Raw genomic sequence first — 16,513 nt, forward strand, 5'->3', positions numbered from 1 at the left:
CGTCGTCGAATTCGATCGACTCAGGCGCGTCGTTCGCTGATCTCCTCGGCGATCCGTTCGTCGGGGCGGCGGAGTTCGCCGGACTCGACCTCGTAGACGTAGCCGGAGACGGTCGTGTCGTCGGGGATGAACGCGGACTCGCGGAGGTACTCGACCTGCGCGGCGCAGGCGGCGTCGATGTCGTCGGTCATCTTCACCCAGTCGAGGAGGTCGGCGTCACCGATGGTGAGATCGGGCAGCGAGGGGTCCAAGTCGGCGGCGTCGAGGTCGCCGGTCTGCGCCTTGAGACCGTCGCGGATCGCCTCGTCGGGGGCGCTCATCATGCCGCAGTCGGTGTGGTTGATCACGACGATCTCGTCGGTGTCGAAGAAGTTCGTTGTGAGCGCGGCCGACCGGATCACGTCGTCGGTCACCTTTCCGCCCGCGTTGCGGAACACCTGCGCGTCGCCGAGGTCGATGCCGAGCGCCTCCTCGATCGGGATCCGCTCGTCCATACAGGCGACGACGAGGAGGTTCTCGTCCGTCGGGATCCCCTTCCGACGGCGGCGCGCCCAGTCGTCGCGCTCGTCGACGGCGGCTTCGAGGTGCTCGTGATGCGTGTCGCGATCGTCTTGGTCATGGTCGTGTGACATCGGTAGAACGGACGGACGCCGGAGACGGACCCGTTGCGGAAACGACGATCGCCGCCGTCGCCGAGGAGCGGCGGCGATATCCTCCGATATCGGGAGAAGGGTCGAGACGGGAAGTCCACGACCACGGCGGCGAGGGGGAGCGAAGGAGCGCGATCCGACCGCCGCCTTTCGAAATCCTTTTGTCCCGAATCGGCGTTGGTGGGAGTGCGAGCCGCCTTAGCTCAGACTGGGAGAGCACTCGACTGAAGATCGAGCTGTCCCCCGTTCAAATCGGGGAGGCGGCATATTTCGAGACGGTGAGCGGCCCTCACCGTCGAGAAAACGACGCCGGACCGATTTGAGCAGACGAGTCGTGAGCCCGAGCGGAGCGAGGGCGAGCGTCTCGGCGAGTTCAAATCGGGGAGGCGGCATTTTCCTGCGAACCTACGAGGGAGCGCAGCGACCGAGTCGTGAGCAGCGAAAACGCTCCCGACCCGAGTTGAGCACGGAAGACGAGCGCAGCGAAGCGAGCACGGCTTCCGGAGTTCAGATCGCGGGGGCGGCATACTCTAAAGCCGTGAGCGACGGCGACCGGCGGCAGTTCGGTCGTCGATTCATCTACCACCGACGAGAGCGAATGGGTTCGGTCGTTAGCCCGGACCGAGCGGCGCCGCACATTCGCGACAGTACGTGAACTCCGACTCATTCTCCACGCCGCACTGCGGACAGGTCGACGAGGACCGCTCGTCCGGCGCCGGCGGGTCGCGGTCGTAGATCGGGTCCTCGGTGTACCGCTCGGTCTCGCCCGCCCGTCGCTTTCGACTCCGCTCGCGGCCCTCGCGGAAGATACCGACCAGAACACGGACGCCGAGTCCTAACGCGAAGAGCAGGGCCGCGCCGGTCGCGACGAGGTAGACCGTGCCGGCGTCCAGCATGGGGGCGACTACGGGCCGGAGACGTAGATAGTGTGGGGGGTCACCAAGGGTCGATGACGGCTCTCGCCGCCTGTCGATCGGCCGCGGCTCACTCGTCGCCGACGAAGACGGTCGCGAGCCGGTCGCCGCAGTGCGGACAGTTCAGCGTCTGCCACGTGTTGGGGTCGAGGTCGCCGAACGGCTCGGACCGGCGGGCGTCCGCGACGGAGACTGTCGCGCCGCACGTCTCGCAGGCGTGGGTGTCCTCGGGGTCGGGCATCGTCGGATGTACGGGCGCGTCGCCGAAACGGACTTCGCCGCGCGGCGCCACCGATCTCCCATGAGCCGGTTCGCGGCGGTGGCGTTCGACCTCGACGACACGCTGTGCCGCCACGACCACGACATCGACGCCCTGTACCGACGGGCGTTCGAGGCGGCGGGCGTCGAACCGTTCGGCGAGCCCGACGAGCTGTGGCCGCTCCTCGACGGCGCGCCGGACCCGAACGACCGCGTCGGGTACCTCGGCGCGGGGTTCGCGCGGCTGGCGGCCCAACACGGCCGCGACGTCGATCCGATCGCGCTCGCCGAGGCGTTCGAGTCCGTCGCCGACGACTCGCGGGTCGCGTACCTCCCCGGAGCGGTCGACGGGCTGACGGCCGCGGCGGCGGCGGGGCCCGTAGGCGTTCTCACGAACGGCCCGGAGCGGAGACAGCGGGCGAAAGTCGAGGCGCTCGGTCTCGGTGACCGAGTGGACGCGATCGTGTACGCGGGCGACCTGCCGCGCCGGAAACCCCACGCGGAGGCGTTCGAGCGGCTGACCGCCGCACTCTCGGTCGAACCGGGAGAGACGCTGTACGTCGGAAACTCGCTGTCGTACGACGTGGCGGGCGCGCACAACGCCGGCCTTCTCTCGGCGTGGCTGCGGGCCGACCCCGACGACGCGGCGGCCCCGTACCGGCCGGACTACGTCCTCGACTCGCTGGACGAACTCGCGTCGCTCTTGGCGTGCGAGCCCGAGGCCGAGGCGGAGGCCGACCCGTGAGCGACGGCGTCCGAGAGCGGGCCCTCGCGGAGACGCGCCCGGGAGCGACGGCGACGAGCGTCGAGCCGCTGGGCCGCGGAAACCGAAAGCGGACGGAGGTGGTGCGGTTCGAGGCGGCCGACCCGGTCGTCGTCCAGTGCTCCTCGACGCCGGGCGCGGCGCGGACCGAGGCGGCGCTGCTGGCGGCGATCGGCGAGCGAACGACCGTTCCCGTTCCGCGTCCGATCGGCGGGGGAACCGTCGACGGCACGGGGTGGTTCGTCACGCCGCTGATCGACGGACGCGACCTCCACGAGGCGTTCGTCGACCTCGATCCGGCGGCTCGGGGAGAGGTTTCCGAGGCGTTCGGACGGTTCCTCGCCGAGATCCACGAGGCGTTTCGCTTCGACGGGTGCGGTCGCCTCGCCGTCGAGGGAGGGGCCGAATCGAACGCAGCGCTCGGGGGCGACTCGCCGCTAGTCGTCCGAGAGCCGGTCGACGCGACGACGTGGCTCCGACGGTTCGGCGAGCGACACGCGGATCGGCTTCCGGCGGAGTTCGACGACCTCCGCGGGGCGCTCGCCGAGGCGCTTCGGGAACCGATCGAGGGCGACGCCGCGCCGCGGCTGTTCCCGTGGGACTTCCGGCCCGGGAACGCCCTCGTCGCGGACGGCGCGGTGACGGCCGTCATCGACTGGGAGGCGCCGCTTTCGGCTCCGGCGGGCGTGTCGGTCGCCAAGGCGGAACACCTGGTCGTCGACTGGTACGCGCCCGCGGCCGAGACCGAAACGCTCCGGCGGTCGTTTCGCAAGGGGTACGAGTCGGTCGCCCCGCTACCGCCCGTCGGGCGCGCCCACCGCGTGGCGGCCGTCACGAGCGCCGTCGTCGACAGTGCGGGCGTCGTGACGAACCCGCGGTACCCGCCCGTCGACCGGGACGCGGCGGTCGCGTTCCACCGGCGCGCGCTCCGGAACGCGCTCGACGGATCGGTCGAGTGAGGGCACGGCGAGGGGCCTCGGCGTCCGTGGGTCCGAGGCGGAGAGAGCGCTCAGTACAGCGCGGTCGCCGCGAGGATGCCCGCGGTCTGACCGAGGCCGACGAGCGCGACTCCCGCGACGACCCCGGCCGGGGAGCCCGCGAGCGCGGCGACGGCCGCCCCGGCGACCGAACACGCGGCGGCGACGTAGTGGACGGTCGAGCGGGGGACCGCCGAGTCGCGCAGGCCGGTGTAGACGAACGCGGGCGCGGGCAGCAGCATCCAGCCGTAGAAGGCGACGGCGAGCAGCGCGTCGGCCGGGAGCGGGGCGAGCGCGAGGAAGCCCGCGACGCCCGCGAGCGTGACCGGCGTCCCCGCGAGGATAACCAGCTTCCACGCCCTGAGGACGCCCGTCTCCATGTCGCGCCACGAGGCGACGACGAAGGCGACGAGCAGGACGCTCATGACGACGTGAGCCACGAACAACGCGTGTTCGGAGACGGCGCCGGTCAGGGCGGCCGCGGCGACGCCCCACGCCGCCGGGACCAGCAGGGCGGGACCGTTCTCGCGCAGGCTGAGCGCGGGACCGTCGGCGTGACGCGTGCGAGACACAGCACCTCGTTTTCAGGCCGTGGGCATAAACGTCGGCGTCGAGCCGGGTGACGTGAAACCGACGGATCAATCGAGACGGGCGATAGTCCTCCCATGGACGGTCACTAATTGTCTGCGATAGCGCGCTTTTCAGAAACAATTGTCCGAAGAGGGCCGTGGTAACTGTACACTCGCAATCCTTATAATCCGATAGCGCGTTCGTTCAGACGCAATGGCGACCGGAAAGGTTGATTTCTTCAACGACACTGGCGGCTACGGATTTATCGAGACTGACGACGCGGACGACGACGTGTTCTTCCACATGGAAGACGTCGGCGGCCCGGACCTCGAGGAGGGACAGGAGGTCGAGTTCGACATCGAGTCCTCCGAGAAGGGCCCGCGCGCGTCCAACGTCGTTCGGCAGTAAGCCGATCCGAAATGGTGGGTCGGTCCGGCTGACGCCGAACGCGACTCTGACACACGGTATCGAACGTTTTGCCCGCGTCGCGGACTCACGTCCGTCGCGGTCGTATTTCACACCGACCAGCGGACGGCTCGTCGCGAGCAGCGGCGAGGGCCGCGCTGGATAGAAGTTGCTGAACCGACGGAGAAGGCGTCGGTCGCGGTTCAGATGTGCTGGCCGAAGAGCCCGCGGCCCTTCGTCACTTCGACGTCGCCTTCGACTTTGGTCTGACAGGCGAGGCGGACGTCGTGGCTCGGGTGATGCGGCGGGAACCAGAGGCGGGCGCGCTCCTTCTTTCCCGGCTCGCTGACCTCGCCCTCGACCTGGACCGCACAGGAGCCGCACGACCCGGCGCCCCGGCAGTTGAGTTGGTTCATCTTGCCGTTGTACACCGAGAGGCCGGCCTCCTTGAGCACGTCGCGCAACACGGCGCCCTTCTCGCATTCGATCTCCTCGCCCTGATAGGATACTGTAGGCATGTCGGTGAACGGTACAGCGGCGATCCACAAAGAGTCTGTGTCCGCGGCCCGCGGGGGGAAACCGGTCGCGGCGGTCCGAAACGGTCGTGCGCCGAGCGTCGGACGCCGACGGGGCGTTTTTTACCCTCGGCACCGCAGGGAGGCACAATGGGACTCAGGTGTCTGCTCGGGCACGACTTCGACGAACCCGAACTCCAGCGGGAACGCGAGGAGGACGGCGACGAGGTCGTCACGACCGTCAGGGAGGTGAAGACCTGCGCTCGCTGCGGCGAGACGCAGGTCGTCAGCGAGAACACGGAGGTAACGACGATGCAACAGCTGGCCGACGAGGCCGCCGCGGACCGGACGGGCGAGAGCGACCCCGGCGGTCCCGCCGGTCCGGCGACGACCCCGGGTGCCGCGGAGGAACCCGCGGGACGGAGCGAGCCGAACGACGCCCCACAGGAGTCGGTGACCCTGGACGAAGAGCCCGGCGCCGGCGCCGACGACGCGGTGATCCTCGACGACGGAGCGACGGCCGACGCGGACGACGGCGGTCCCGGGGCGGCGTCGGGAGGCGCCGAAGCGAGCGCCGTCGACGACTCGCCCGGAACGGCCGGATCGGGACCCTCGGAGGAGGACGCGGAGCTGTTAGACGCCGGCGACGGGGCGGCGGCCGGCGGCGGGGCGGGAGCCGGCGAGGCGCCCGCGACCGACGCCGCGTCGGACGACGAGCCCGACGCGGAGACCGACGACGGCGTGATCCTCGACGAGGACGACGACGAGTCGGTCGAGGGCCGGGAGCGCGGCGCGTGGCCCGAGGTCGACGAGGAGGACGCCGAGGGAGACGGGGCGGCCGCTTGGCCCGACCACGGCGGCGAAGACGAGGGGTTCAGCGCCGAGGTCGGCGAGGGCGGAGACGCCGGCGTCGAGTTCGGCGGCGGACTCACTCCGGAGGCCGCGGAACAGGAGGAAGCGGACGGAGAGGGGGAGTACGTCGAGGCGCCCGACGACTCGGAGAGCGTCTCGCTCGACGCCGACGGCGAGGGCGGAACGGGGATCACCCGGAGCGAGAGCCCAGAGCTACAGACGGCGGGCTCGAACGAGCCGACGGAGTACTACTGTCCCGAGTGCGGGATGGTTCGGGCCTCGGACGGGAGCTCCATGCGCGCGGGCGACATCTGTCCGGAGTGTAAGCGCGGGTACGTCGACGAACGCCCCCGGTAGTCGTCGTCGAAACGGGCGCGTCGGCGGTCGAGCCCGCCGAGCCGCCGTGACGAAACTGGTTTACGCAGGCCTGTCGAACGGTCGCGGCATGAAGGAGTACAAGATGCGACGCGGTGAGCATCTGGACGACCGAATGCCGGACCTGAAAGCCTCGATCGAGGACTACTTCGGCGAGGTCACCGGCACCGAGGAGTGGCAGGGACACGAGCTGTACGTCGTCGAGGACCCCGACAACCCGGTGTTCGACCGCATCGTGGCCGGCGCCGCCGAGTACGGGAGCAAGAAGGACAAGCTGGCGGTCCACTTCGAGGAGCGACCCGCCGAAGACGTCATCGCGGAGGGCAACGCCGACGCCGCCGCGGACGCCGTCGACGCGAAAAACGAGTTCCTGCTGGAGGCGACCGGCCGCGACGCGAAGTCCCGACGCGACTCGCTGAAACGCGAAGTCGAGGACGACGCGCCCGACTACTGAGCGGTCCCCGCGGCCGTCGCCTCCGTCGGTCGAGCCACCGAGAGCGATCTCTTCGCGAAGCGCGGTCCGTCCGTCGAGATCCGCCGGTTCGTCGGCGTTCGGCAGCGCTCGCCGACCGAGAAGGCCGCGTTCGGCAGCGTCGCACGGGAGTCCTCCTCAGCGCTCCGTGTCCGGTGACGTTCGTCCGCGAAGTCGCCTCGTAACGCGATTTCTCGGTGACGACCGGGTTCTTTCCCGTCGCTCGACCACGCGAAGCGTCCCGCTTAAGTGAAGCGGGTCCGCGCTTACACCCGATGTACTACGTGGGCGTCGATCTCGGGGCGACGAACGTCCGAGCGGTCGTCGGCGACGAGACCGCGGCGATCCTCGGCTCCGCGTCGCGAGCCACCCCGCGGGGACCGAACGGCATCGCCGTCACGGAGGCGGTACTGGAGGTCACTCGGGGGGCCTGTACGGAAGCGGGGATCACACCGAACGAGGCGGTCGCGGCCGGGATCGGCTCGATCGGCCCGCTCGACCTCGCGGAAGGGGTCGTCAAGGGGCCCGCGAACCTCCCGGACACGGTCGAGCGCATCCCGCTCGTCGGCCCCGTCGGTCGGCTGCTCGACACCGACGAGGTGTACCTCCACAACGACACCATCGCGGGCGTCATCGGCGAGCGGTTCCACTCCGAGCGCAACCCAGACGACATGGTGTACCTCACCATCTCCTCGGGGATCGGCGCCGGCGTCGCCGTCGACGGCAACGTGCTCTCGGGGTGGGACGGGAACGCGGGCGAGGTCGGGCACATGACCGTCGACCCCCACGGCTTCATGACCTGCGGCTGCGGGCTCGACGGACACTGGGAGGGGTACTGCTCGGGCAACAACATCCCGAAGTACGCCCGCGAACTCCACGAGGAGGACCCGATCGAGACGGTGCTCCCGATCGAAGACCCCGACTTCTCCGCGGTCGACGTGTTCGAGGCGGCGGGCGAGGACACCTTCGCGGACCACGTGATCGACCAGGTCGCCCACTGGAACGCCATGGGAATCGCCAACGTCATTCACGCGTACGCGCCGCTGGTCGTGAGCGTCGGCGGCGCGGTCGCGCTCAACAACCCCGACCGCGTGCTGGATCCGATCCGCGAGAAGCTCCCGGAGATGGTGTTCATCAACGTCCCCGAGGTCCGGCTGACCGACCTCGGCGACGAGGTCGTCGTGAAAGGCGCCCTCGCGAGCGCGCTCACGGGGGGGACGGGCGACCGCTCGCGAGTCGAGACGCCGCCGTGACGGGCGGCACGGGCGACCGCTCGCGCGTCGAGAAGGCGCTCTGACGGAAGCCGGAAACGAGGCCGGTTTCGCCCTTACTGCTCGAACTCGTCGAGCTCCGGCTCGACCTCGGGGTCGACCGAGTCGCGAGTGTCGAGGTACGCGTCGCGGTAGCGCCGGATCTTCCGGAGGAGCACGAAGCCGAACGCCCCTTGGAACACGACGACGAACGCGAACAGCGCGATCACCTGCGGGATCCCGATCAGCCCGGCCGCGACGCCGGTCACCGGCCCGACGAGGGTGTTATACAGCGCGTGGATCGCGGCCGCGAGCACGAGTCCCTTCACGACGATGGGTCCGCGGTTGCCGGGGTTGAACTTCGCGAGCCCGAGGTAGTAGCCCGCGAACGCGGAGTAGATCACGTGTCCGGGGCCCGCGAGCGCCCGGAACGCCGCGATCCCGTCGCCGGCGCCGAGCGTGGCGATGCCGACGGTCAGCTCTCCGAGGTCGACGTTCTGTGCGATGTACACGAGGTTCTCGATGACGACGAACCCGAGCCCCGCGATGGCGCCGTAAACGGCCCCGTCGATGACGGCGTCGAACCGGGCGTCGGTGTACGCGTACAGCCGCACCGCGAGCAGCTTCACCGACTCCTCGACGGGCCCGACGATCAGGAAGAAGAAGAGCACGAGCCCCGGGAAGCCGAACGGCCGAAAGAAGGGCTGGAGCTCGCTGTTGAGGACCGCGGCGAACGTCGCGGTCAGGATCGACAACAGGAACGTGGCGACGAGCAGCGACAGCGGCTCGCCGGTCGTGACATCGGACGAGTACACGTAGGCGGCGAGCCCGAGCGCGGGGATCACCGAGAGTCCGAGGAGGATCGCGATCGCGGGGTCGAAGAGCAGTCCGATCCCGAACGACCCGAGAATGACGAGCAGGCCGGCGAAGGCGACGAGCACGACCGCGGCCTTCGCCGACCGAGTGATGAACCAGTGGAGCGCGACGGAGAGCCCGTCGAGCGAGGTCCGCTCCTCCCACGTCGCGATGTCGTAGAGGTCGCGGTCGTCGTCGGCCCGAGACGCGATCGGGTCCTCCTCGGATGGCATAGGGGTCGATTGCCGCCACGGTGACTTAATCGTCGGTGTCGGGGGAACACTCGCGAGAGGGACGGACCGCGGCGTCGCCCCCGGGCCACGCGGCGGCGACCGTGCGACGGGTCGCCGGTCGATCGAAGCCGCGGGCGCCGAGCGCCGCGGTCGACAGGATTGAAACGGCGGCGCCCGAAGGCGGAGTATGCACTTCGATCCTCGGGTCCAGCGCGCCCTCAGCGAGGCCGGGCTGGACGCGGACGCCGTCGCGGACGCGTCGGACCGCGTCGCCGAACTCGTCGCGCGGGACGCCGACCGCCTCCGATCGTTCTTCGACGCGGACGGTCCCTACTACTCGGACATGGAGATGGCACACAGCACGGCGGAGGTCCAGGAACACGCGACCGCCGACGTCGACCTCTTCACGCACGGGAGCGACCTGCGCGGGTACCTCTCGCTCGACGGCTGGGGGGTCCCGGTCGAGGGCGGACGGATCCTCCGAGCGGCGGACGGAGGGGGCGGGGAGGACGACGGCGCGTCGGGCTCGGACGGCGGGCCGATAGTCGTCGAGCTCACCCTCGGCGACACCGTCAACGACCGAGTGCGGTTCGCGCGCGACCGCGGGGCCCTGTGACGATGGCGCGGGTTCGCGTCCGCGGCATCTACGCGACGGCGCTCACCGCGCGACTGCTCGACGCGGGCCACGGGGTGGTCGACGCCTCGGCGCCGATCCGGCGACGCTTCGACGCCGCGTTCCCCGACGACCCGCCGGAGGTCCGGGTCGAGACGAGCGACGACCGGCAGGGCGTCGGAGCGAGCGGCGATCCGGACGCGGTCGCCGCGGTCCGGGAACCCCTGACCGGCGCGGGCCGCGACGCGCTCGCGTGGCCGGACCCGACCCCGCCGGGCGCCGTCCTCGACGGCGAGGTGACGGAGACGCTCGGCGGCGGGGCAGTGGTGACGCTCCGAACCGGCGGGACGGAAGGCGACGGCGCGCTCGAATCGGCCGAGCCGGCCGGCCCGGTCGAGGGATACCTCCCGTTCGGCAGCGTCGACGCCAGAGTGGAGTCCGGCGACGCGGTCCGCGTCCAGGTGCGCGAGTCGGCGGCGCCGTGGACCGACCGCCGCCCCGAACTCGCCGGCGAACTCCGGGTCGGCGGCGGCCTCGTCGCGCTCGAACCGGGGTCCGGCACCCGGGTCGACGTTCGGAACGACGAGGACGCTCGGGAGCTGTCGGGCATGCTCGACCTGCTCGGCCTCGAACCGCCGGCCGGGTGGCGGGCGGTGTGGCTCCCGCCGGCAGTCGACGCCGACACGGAGGCGCTGAAATCCGGACTCGACGGCGCGGTCGACGCCGCGGAAGCGCTGCGCGCGGCGACCGGGGACGGCAGCGACGCGGTCGGCGGGGGCGGTGACGGACCCGGCGACGCCGAGAGCGGCCTCGGCGTCCTCGACGACCGGTCTCGACTCCGCGAGACGCCGGTGGCCGAGCCGAACGCCGGGGTCTGGGTCTGGTTCGGCCGCGAGAGCCGGGGCGGACTCGACGACGCGCGGCGGACCGCGACCGCGACGATGCCGGGCCACCACCGGGTGAAGGCGGGGTCGGCGGACGCCTCGGCCGGGGTCGACCTCGCGGAGGCGCTCTGTGAACCCGACCCCGACGCCGCGTTCCCCTTCGCGGTCGTGACCGACGCGTTCGGCCCCGCGGAAGGCGACGCGTTCCGGATCGACCACGGGAAGCCGGACGGCCGGCTGATCACCCTCGGCGAGGGGACGGTCACGGGCGTCGACGCCGACGGCGGCGTCACGGTCGAACGGGAGATGACCGGCGGGGGGACATACGACGGACTGGGCGTCGACCGCGAGGCCGGCGACGTCGCCGAGACGAGCCTGAAGGAGGGGCGCTGGTGGTACCCGACGACGTACCGGGGCCGCGACGGGACCGTCCGAGGGACGTACGTCAACGTCTGCACGCCCGTGGAGGTGTTCCCCGACGCAGCCCGCTACGTGGACCTCCACGTCGACGTGGTGAAACTGCCGGACGGCACCGTCGAGCGGGTCGACGACGACGAGCTCCGAGAGGCGGTCGCGGCCGGAACGGTCCCCGAACCGCTGGCCGAGAAGGCGCGAAGCGTCGCGTCGGCGCTGGAGAGCGCGCTGTGAGCCGCCGACCGTCTCTCGGTTAATCACAAACACGCAGAGCGTGAATATACGCCGTGTTTTACCAGCCGCTCGCGAACGTCCGAGCCACGATGAACGACGAAGGGGGCGGTCGCTCGTGAACGCGGCACAGCCGACGAACGACCTCGCGGCGACCGTCGAGGGCGGCGGGGTCGCGTTCGGGGTACTCGACAACGCGTACAGTCCGACGCTCGTGGAGCTCTACGGCGAGCTCGGCGCGGACTTCGTCTGGATCGACCTCGAACACGGCGGCCCGTCCCCGCGGGACGCGGGACGGATCGAAGACCTGCTCCGCGCGGCAGAGCGGACGGGCGTGGAGCTGCTCGTCCGGCTCCCCGACACGGACCCGACGCTCGTCCGGAAGGCGCTGGACCTCGGCGTTCGGAACGCCTTCCTCCCCCGGGTGAAGACCGCCGACGAGGTGCGAGAGGCGGTCCGGTCGGCCCGGTTCCGCTACGATGACGGTCCCGGCGATCGGGGGCTGGCGTCGCCGCGCGCGAGCCGCTGGGGACTGGCCGACGAGTACGTCGCCACCGAGGACGACGAGACGCTCGTCGGCGCGACGATAGAGACCGCGGAGTCCGTCGAGGACATCGACGAGATCCTGGCCGTCCCGGAGCTGGGGTTCGTCTTCATCGGCCCGTTCGACCTCTCCGTGGCGCTCGGTCACCCCGGCGAACTCGACCACCCGGACGTTCGAGACGCCGTGGAGACGGTCCGCTCCGCGGCCGTCGAGGCGGGCGTCCCCGTCGGCGGGCTCGGGTTCGGGATGGACGACGCCGGCGAGAAGGCGGCGAACGGCTACCAGATCGTGAACCTCGGGAGCACGACCGGGGCGCTCGAAGGGGCCGTCACCGACTGGCTCGACGACGTCGAGCGAGGCGACGGCTGAGCCGAAACGCCGCGCCGCTCCGTGCGACCGCGGCGAGAACGCCCCCGAGACGGCGTTTCAATATCGGGAGACGAAGCGCCGCTCGCCGCGCGACGGCGAACCGAAGCGACCTGTCCCCACGTAGTTTTAACTCGAATACGAACGGATGAAACACCTCTCGTTCGTTACAATAACATTATCAATCATCGCATTCATGGGAGACGCACAATGAGTGAAAAACTATCACAGCGCAGATTCGACGAAACGAGTCGGCGCGGCTTCCTCGGGAGCGTGGGGGCGCTGGTGGCAGCGGCCGCCTATTCGGGGAGCGTCGCGGCCGACGACGCCGCGCGGGTCGCCAACGACGCGGACGACCCGGTCCAGACGGTGGCGTCACCGGACGGGTCGATCACGGTCACGGTCGACGTCAGCGACGGGGTCCCGACCTACGAGGTCGCGCGCGGCGGGACGACGTACGTGGAGTCGTCGACGCTCGGCTTCGACTTCCGGAACCAGCCGACGTTCGGCGCGAGCGCGACCGGCGACGACGGCGCGGTGACCGTCACCGGGACCGAACGCGAGGCCGCGACCGAGGAGTGGGAGCCGGTGTGGGGCGCGGCCGACGAGGTTTCGGCCGAGTACAGCGCCGTGAGCGTCGGCCTCGCGGACGCGGCGTCGGACGGCTCCCCCGCCGACGGGGGGCGCGGCGCGACCCTCCAGATCCGCGTGTTCGACGACGGTGTCGGGTTCCGGACGGTCCTCGGCGAGGGGTTCGCGAGCAACTCGGAGAGGGCGGTGATCGACTCGGAGAACACCGGCCTCGACTTCGCGGACGACTACGACGCGTGGTGGATCCGCAACGAGGTGACCAACCCGCGGTTCGAGCAGGAGTACGCTGAGACCCCGCTGTCGGAGATTCCGGGCGGCAGCGAGCCGCGACGACCGACCGGTACCCAGATGCGCGAGGGCGCGCACACGCCGCTCACCGTCGACGCGGGCGACGCGTACCTCAGCGTCCACGAGGCGAACCTCGACGACTACGCGGCCGCGACGCTGGCCCCCCGGAGCGACGGCGGCGGGACGGGGTTCGCGACCGAACTCACGCCGCTGCCCGACGGGTCGCGTGCCTCGCTGGACCTGCCGGCGGCGACGCCGTGGCGGACGATCCAGCTCGTCGACCGACCGGGCGAGCTGATCGAGTCGCAGCTGGTGCCGCTCCTCTCGGACCCGCTCGACGAGTCGGCGCTACCGACCGCGGGCGGCGAGCCGGACACCGACTGGATCGAGCCCCGCAAGTACGTCGGTATCTGGTGGACGATGATCGCGGGACAGGCCAACTGGGAGTACCGCTCCGACGACGCGATCGCGGGCGGCGGCGGGAACCCGGCCTCGTACGTCCACGGCGCTCGCACCGAGCGAATGAAGCGGTACATGCGCTTCGCGAGCGAGAACGGCCTCGACAGCGTGCTCGTCGAGGGGTGGAACGAAGGGTGGGACACCTACCCGGGCGACGGCACCGGTTTCGGCTTCGGCGTCGATGACTCGTATCCCGACTTCGACGTGCGGGAGGTGACGGGCTACGGCGCAGGCCTCCCCGATCCCGTCGAGATGACGATCCACAACGAGACGGCCGGAAACCTCCCGAACTACGAGGACGCGATCCTCGACGAGGACGTGTTCGCCGGCTACGAGGGCCAGGGGATCAACTCGATCAAGAACGGGTACGTCTCCGACCCCGGGCTCAGGATCGACGACGGCGCCGACGGGCCGACCCACAACCAGCACAACCAGCTCGCGGTGAACCACCACCGGCTCGTGATCCGCGAGGCGGCCGCGAACCGACAGCTGCTGGAGATCCACGAGGGGATAAAGCCCACCGGCGAGATCCGCACCTACCCGAACGTGGCGAACCGCGAGGTCGTGAAGGCCCAAGAGTACGACGGGTTCGGCCAGCTCGGCTCGAACGTCGGCCGCGATCACCACGTCACGCTCCCGTTCACGCGGAACCTCGCCGGCCCGGTGAGCTTCCAGCCGGGCATCTTCGACATCACCTTCGGCGACGACCGCGGCGACCAGATCCAGACCACGCGGGCGAAACAGCTCGCGATGTATCCCACGTACCTCAGCGGCCTCCAGATGGCCGCCGACCGGATCGAGGGGTACGTCGACGAGACGTTCGGCGTGGGGGAGGGCCTTCAGGCAGCCGCCGGCGACCGCGACGGACTCGTCACGGACGACACGTGGCGAGACGCGTTCGGCACGAACCACGTCGCCGTCGACCCGAACCGCGCGCCGGGCGGCTCGTCCGTCAGGTACACCGTGACCGACGCGCCGGCGGCCGGCACCTACGACCTCCACCTCCGCTACGCGAGCGCGCCGGAGGAGAACGCGGGGCGCGTGATCGACGCCGGCGGCCCGCAGGCCACGCTGCGCGTCAACGACGAGACCGAGCCGATAGCGCCCGGATTCACCGGCTACTGGGACGACTGGCAGGTGTTCACGACCGAGGTCGAACTGGCGGCCGGCGACAACGAGATAGCGATCGAGCTCGACTACGAGGACGGCGAGGACGGGTTCGTCGGCGACGTGGGCGGGTTCAACCTCAACGCGGTCGCCGTCACCGAGTCGGGCGAGCCGTCGCCGGTTCCGGCCGACTACGAGGGGTACGTCCCCGCGAACGAGAACTTCGACGCCAAACCCGAGTTCGGCTTCATCGAGGCAGTCCCCGCCGCGGGGTGGGACGAGACGCGCGTCGTCGGCTCGGCGATCGGTGAGTACCTCGCCATCGCCCGACGCCACGGCGACGAGTGGTACGTCGGCGTGATGACCGACGGCGACGGCCGAGCGATCGACGTGCCGCTCGACTTCCTCGCGCCCGGGAACTCCGGCGAGGCGCCCGGACGCGGGGGGAACGGCGGAAAGGGGAACGGACGCGGCAACGGAAACGGCAAGGGCAACGGCCGCTCCGGGCCGAAGTACGTCGCAGAAATCTACGGCGACGCGATCGGGGGCGGCGTCGACGCCGATCCGACCGCGACCCGGATCGACGAGGCGGTCGTCGACCCGTCGACGACGCTGCTCGCGTCGACCGCGCCGAGCGGCGGTACCGCGGTCAGGCTCCGGCCGGCCCGCGGTCCCGAGATCAGCCGCCTCCCCGAGTACGAGCGACCGGAACAGGAGATCTCGATCGACATCGCCGACGAGGCCGACCTCAACGAGCCGTTCATCACGGCGACCGGCTCGAACGACGCCGGCTTCGTCGGCGGCACGAACGTCGAGGTCGTCGTCGACGGCGAGGTGGACGCGATCGCGAACGTGCGACTCCCCCCGAACGCGACCGACGAGACGGTCACGCTGGGCTATCGGATTTCGGCCATCGACGAGTTCGACATCGCCGTCCGCGACCCCGAGACGGGCGAGACGCTCGCCGCCGAGACGGTGACGGTCGCCCCGGGTGACCTCATCGCGACGCTGACCGATCCCGCGGGCGACGACGACGGGCCGGGCGAGTACGTCTACCCGACAAACGAAGCGTTCCAGGAGGACGCCTTCGACCTGCGCTCGTTCCGGCTGTTAGAGACCGACGACAAGTACCGCTTCGCGTTCGAGGTCGAGAACCTCTACGCCGGGTTCGGCGGCACGTTCTCGCCGCACTACTTCGTCGTCTACCTCCGCGATCCGGACGGCGACGGCGGCCGGGCGACCGAACTCGGCGACCTCTCCGTCACGGCCGAGTTCGACGACGACTGGCGGTACCGGGTCGCCGCGAGCGGGTTCGGCGGGAGCGTCGTCGACGCCGAGGGCAACGGACTCGGCTCCCCGGAGCGGATCGCCGACTTCGAGTCCGGCGTCGCGGTCGTTTCGGTGCCGAAGAGCGCGCTCGGCGGTGCCGACCTCGCCGACTGGGAAGTCCTGCCGGTCGTCGGGTCGGAGGACTTCGGCTCGTTCCGCGACGTACAGGAGAGCCGGGGCGCCTTCGTCTTCGGCGGCGCAAAGGAAGGCGCGGCCGGGAACGCGCCCCGCGTGATCGACCTGATCACGCCGGAGGGCGTCTCGCAGGCGGACGCGCTCGACTACGACGCCGAGACGCTCGCGTCGCTGCCGTTCACGCCGCTGTAGCGGGTCGAAGCGTCGGGACGAGAGCCGAGAGACGGACATCCGGTCCGCGTCAGATCGGTCCCCTCTGACCGCCCTTCACCCGCCGATCGAAAGCGGCCGTCATAGACTGTCGAAACGACTGAGCTAGCGGGTGAAAATTTCTTTTCTATATGTGAAAAGCCATATTCCTAAATGAGAACAAGGATTCTGAGGTGTTCTTAACAGTATCCACAGAAGAGTTATTACTTCGCTGTCGTGACTCGAAACCATGCTATTTGATACCACACCTGTT

General features: G+C 70.4%; 16 protein-coding genes and 1 tRNA gene. 11 read left to right on the forward strand and 6 right to left on the reverse strand.

What is annotated here, in order from left to right:
- Window positions 1–20 precede the first annotated feature (20 nt).
- On the reverse strand, window positions 21–632 hold the full coding sequence (locus tag ABDZ89_RS13060; RefSeq protein ID WP_343779769.1) for a beta-class carbonic anhydrase: 612 nt from the start codon (window positions 630–632) through the stop codon (window positions 21–23).
- Between the two features lie 210 nt (window positions 633–842).
- Between ABDZ89_RS13060 and ABDZ89_RS13065 the strand changes: the two genes are divergently transcribed.
- Window positions 843–916, forward strand: a tRNA-Phe gene (locus ABDZ89_RS13065).
- Between the two features lie 345 nt (window positions 917–1,261).
- Here ABDZ89_RS13065 and ABDZ89_RS13070 read toward each other — a convergent pair.
- Both ABDZ89_RS13070 and ABDZ89_RS13075 read right to left on the reverse strand, forming a co-directional pair.
- Window positions 1,262–1,546 carry a DUF7577 domain-containing protein gene (locus ABDZ89_RS13070; RefSeq protein WP_343779772.1) on the reverse strand — a complete coding sequence of 95 codons (285 nt, stop codon included), beginning with the start codon at window positions 1,544–1,546 and terminating at the stop codon, window positions 1,262–1,264.
- 88 nt (window positions 1,547–1,634) lie between these two features.
- The gene (locus tag ABDZ89_RS13075; protein WP_343779774.1) at window positions 1,635–1,805 is read right to left on the reverse strand and encodes a hypothetical protein; all 171 of its coding nucleotides are present in this window, start codon (window positions 1,803–1,805) and stop codon (window positions 1,635–1,637) included.
- A 60-nt stretch (window positions 1,806–1,865) separates the two neighbouring features.
- Here ABDZ89_RS13075 and ABDZ89_RS13080 point away from each other — a divergent pair, with 60 nt between their 5' ends.
- Both ABDZ89_RS13080 and ABDZ89_RS13085 read left to right on the forward strand, forming a co-directional pair.
- Window positions 1,866–2,567, forward strand: coding sequence for an HAD family hydrolase (locus tag ABDZ89_RS13080; protein ID WP_343779779.1), 702 nt, complete (start codon window positions 1,866–1,868; stop codon window positions 2,565–2,567).
- On the forward strand, window positions 2,564–3,544 hold the full coding sequence (locus tag ABDZ89_RS13085) for a phosphotransferase family protein (RefSeq protein WP_343779781.1): 981 nt from the start codon (window positions 2,564–2,566) through the stop codon (window positions 3,542–3,544). The genes ABDZ89_RS13080 and ABDZ89_RS13085 overlap by 4 nt, the downstream gene beginning before the upstream one ends.
- A 50-nt stretch (window positions 3,545–3,594) precedes the next feature.
- On the opposite strand, the gene ABDZ89_RS13090 is transcribed toward ABDZ89_RS13085, so the two are convergent.
- A complete protein-coding gene (locus tag ABDZ89_RS13090) occupies window positions 3,595–4,134 on the reverse strand; it encodes a hypothetical protein (RefSeq protein ID WP_343779783.1) in 540 nt (179 codons plus the stop codon).
- A 211-nt stretch (window positions 4,135–4,345) separates the two neighbouring features.
- On the opposite strand from ABDZ89_RS13090, the gene ABDZ89_RS13095 reads away from it, so the two are divergent.
- A complete protein-coding gene (locus ABDZ89_RS13095) occupies window positions 4,346–4,540 on the forward strand; it encodes a cold-shock protein (RefSeq protein WP_343779784.1) in 195 nt (64 codons plus the stop codon).
- A 200-nt stretch (window positions 4,541–4,740) separates the two neighbouring features.
- On the opposite strand, the gene ABDZ89_RS13100 is transcribed toward ABDZ89_RS13095, so the two are convergent.
- Window positions 4,741–5,055 (reverse strand): 2Fe-2S iron-sulfur cluster-binding protein, encoded by a 315-nt coding sequence (locus tag ABDZ89_RS13100; RefSeq protein ID WP_343779786.1) that lies wholly within the window; start codon window positions 5,053–5,055, stop codon window positions 4,741–4,743.
- A gap of 147 nt (window positions 5,056–5,202) precedes the next feature.
- Here ABDZ89_RS13100 and ABDZ89_RS13105 point away from each other — a divergent pair, with 147 nt between their 5' ends.
- The 3 genes from ABDZ89_RS13105 to ABDZ89_RS13115 all read left to right on the forward strand — a co-directional run bounded on the left by ABDZ89_RS13105 (window position 5,203) and on the right by ABDZ89_RS13115 (window position 8,004).
- The gene (locus tag ABDZ89_RS13105; RefSeq protein ID WP_343779788.1) at window positions 5,203–6,261 is read left to right on the forward strand and encodes a DUF7093 family protein; all 1,059 of its coding nucleotides are present in this window, start codon (window positions 5,203–5,205) and stop codon (window positions 6,259–6,261) included.
- An 88-nt stretch (window positions 6,262–6,349) separates the two neighbouring features.
- The gene (locus ABDZ89_RS13110) at window positions 6,350–6,733 is read left to right on the forward strand and encodes a DUF5611 family protein (protein WP_343779791.1); all 384 of its coding nucleotides are present in this window, start codon (window positions 6,350–6,352) and stop codon (window positions 6,731–6,733) included.
- A 293-nt stretch (window positions 6,734–7,026) separates the two neighbouring features.
- Window positions 7,027–8,004: an ROK family protein gene (locus tag ABDZ89_RS13115; RefSeq protein WP_343779793.1), complete on the forward strand. Its 978-nt coding sequence runs from the start codon at window positions 7,027–7,029 to the stop codon at window positions 8,002–8,004.
- A 74-nt stretch (window positions 8,005–8,078) separates the two neighbouring features.
- Here ABDZ89_RS13115 and ABDZ89_RS13120 read toward each other — a convergent pair whose 3' ends face one another.
- Window positions 8,079–9,089 (reverse strand): PrsW family intramembrane metalloprotease, encoded by a 1,011-nt coding sequence (locus ABDZ89_RS13120; RefSeq protein ID WP_343779794.1) that lies wholly within the window; start codon window positions 9,087–9,089, stop codon window positions 8,079–8,081.
- Window positions 9,090–9,276: 187 nt separating this feature from the next.
- Here ABDZ89_RS13120 and ABDZ89_RS13125 point away from each other — a divergent pair, with 187 nt between their 5' ends.
- From ABDZ89_RS13125 to ABDZ89_RS13140, 4 genes are all read left to right on the forward strand, one after another.
- The gene (locus ABDZ89_RS13125; protein ID WP_343779796.1) at window positions 9,277–9,705 is read left to right on the forward strand and encodes a DUF7532 family protein; all 429 of its coding nucleotides are present in this window, start codon (window positions 9,277–9,279) and stop codon (window positions 9,703–9,705) included.
- A 2-nt stretch (window positions 9,706–9,707) separates the two neighbouring features.
- Window positions 9,708–11,234 (forward strand): ribonuclease FAU-1 family protein, encoded by a 1,527-nt coding sequence (locus ABDZ89_RS13130; protein ID WP_343779798.1) that lies wholly within the window; start codon window positions 9,708–9,710, stop codon window positions 11,232–11,234.
- 115 nt (window positions 11,235–11,349) lie between these two features.
- Window positions 11,350–12,144 (forward strand): HpcH/HpaI aldolase family protein, encoded by a 795-nt coding sequence (locus tag ABDZ89_RS13135; RefSeq protein WP_343779800.1) that lies wholly within the window; start codon window positions 11,350–11,352, stop codon window positions 12,142–12,144.
- A gap of 270 nt (window positions 12,145–12,414) precedes the next feature.
- The gene (locus ABDZ89_RS13140; RefSeq protein WP_343779861.1) at window positions 12,415–16,242 is read left to right on the forward strand and encodes a glycoside hydrolase family 97 N-terminal domain-containing protein; all 3,828 of its coding nucleotides are present in this window, start codon (window positions 12,415–12,417) and stop codon (window positions 16,240–16,242) included.
- Window positions 16,243–16,513 lie beyond the last annotated feature (271 nt).

This window comes from Halorubrum ejinorense, from assembly GCF_039522565.1.
Classification (GTDB): domain Archaea; phylum Halobacteriota; class Halobacteria; order Halobacteriales; family Haloferacaceae; genus Halorubrum; species Halorubrum ejinorense.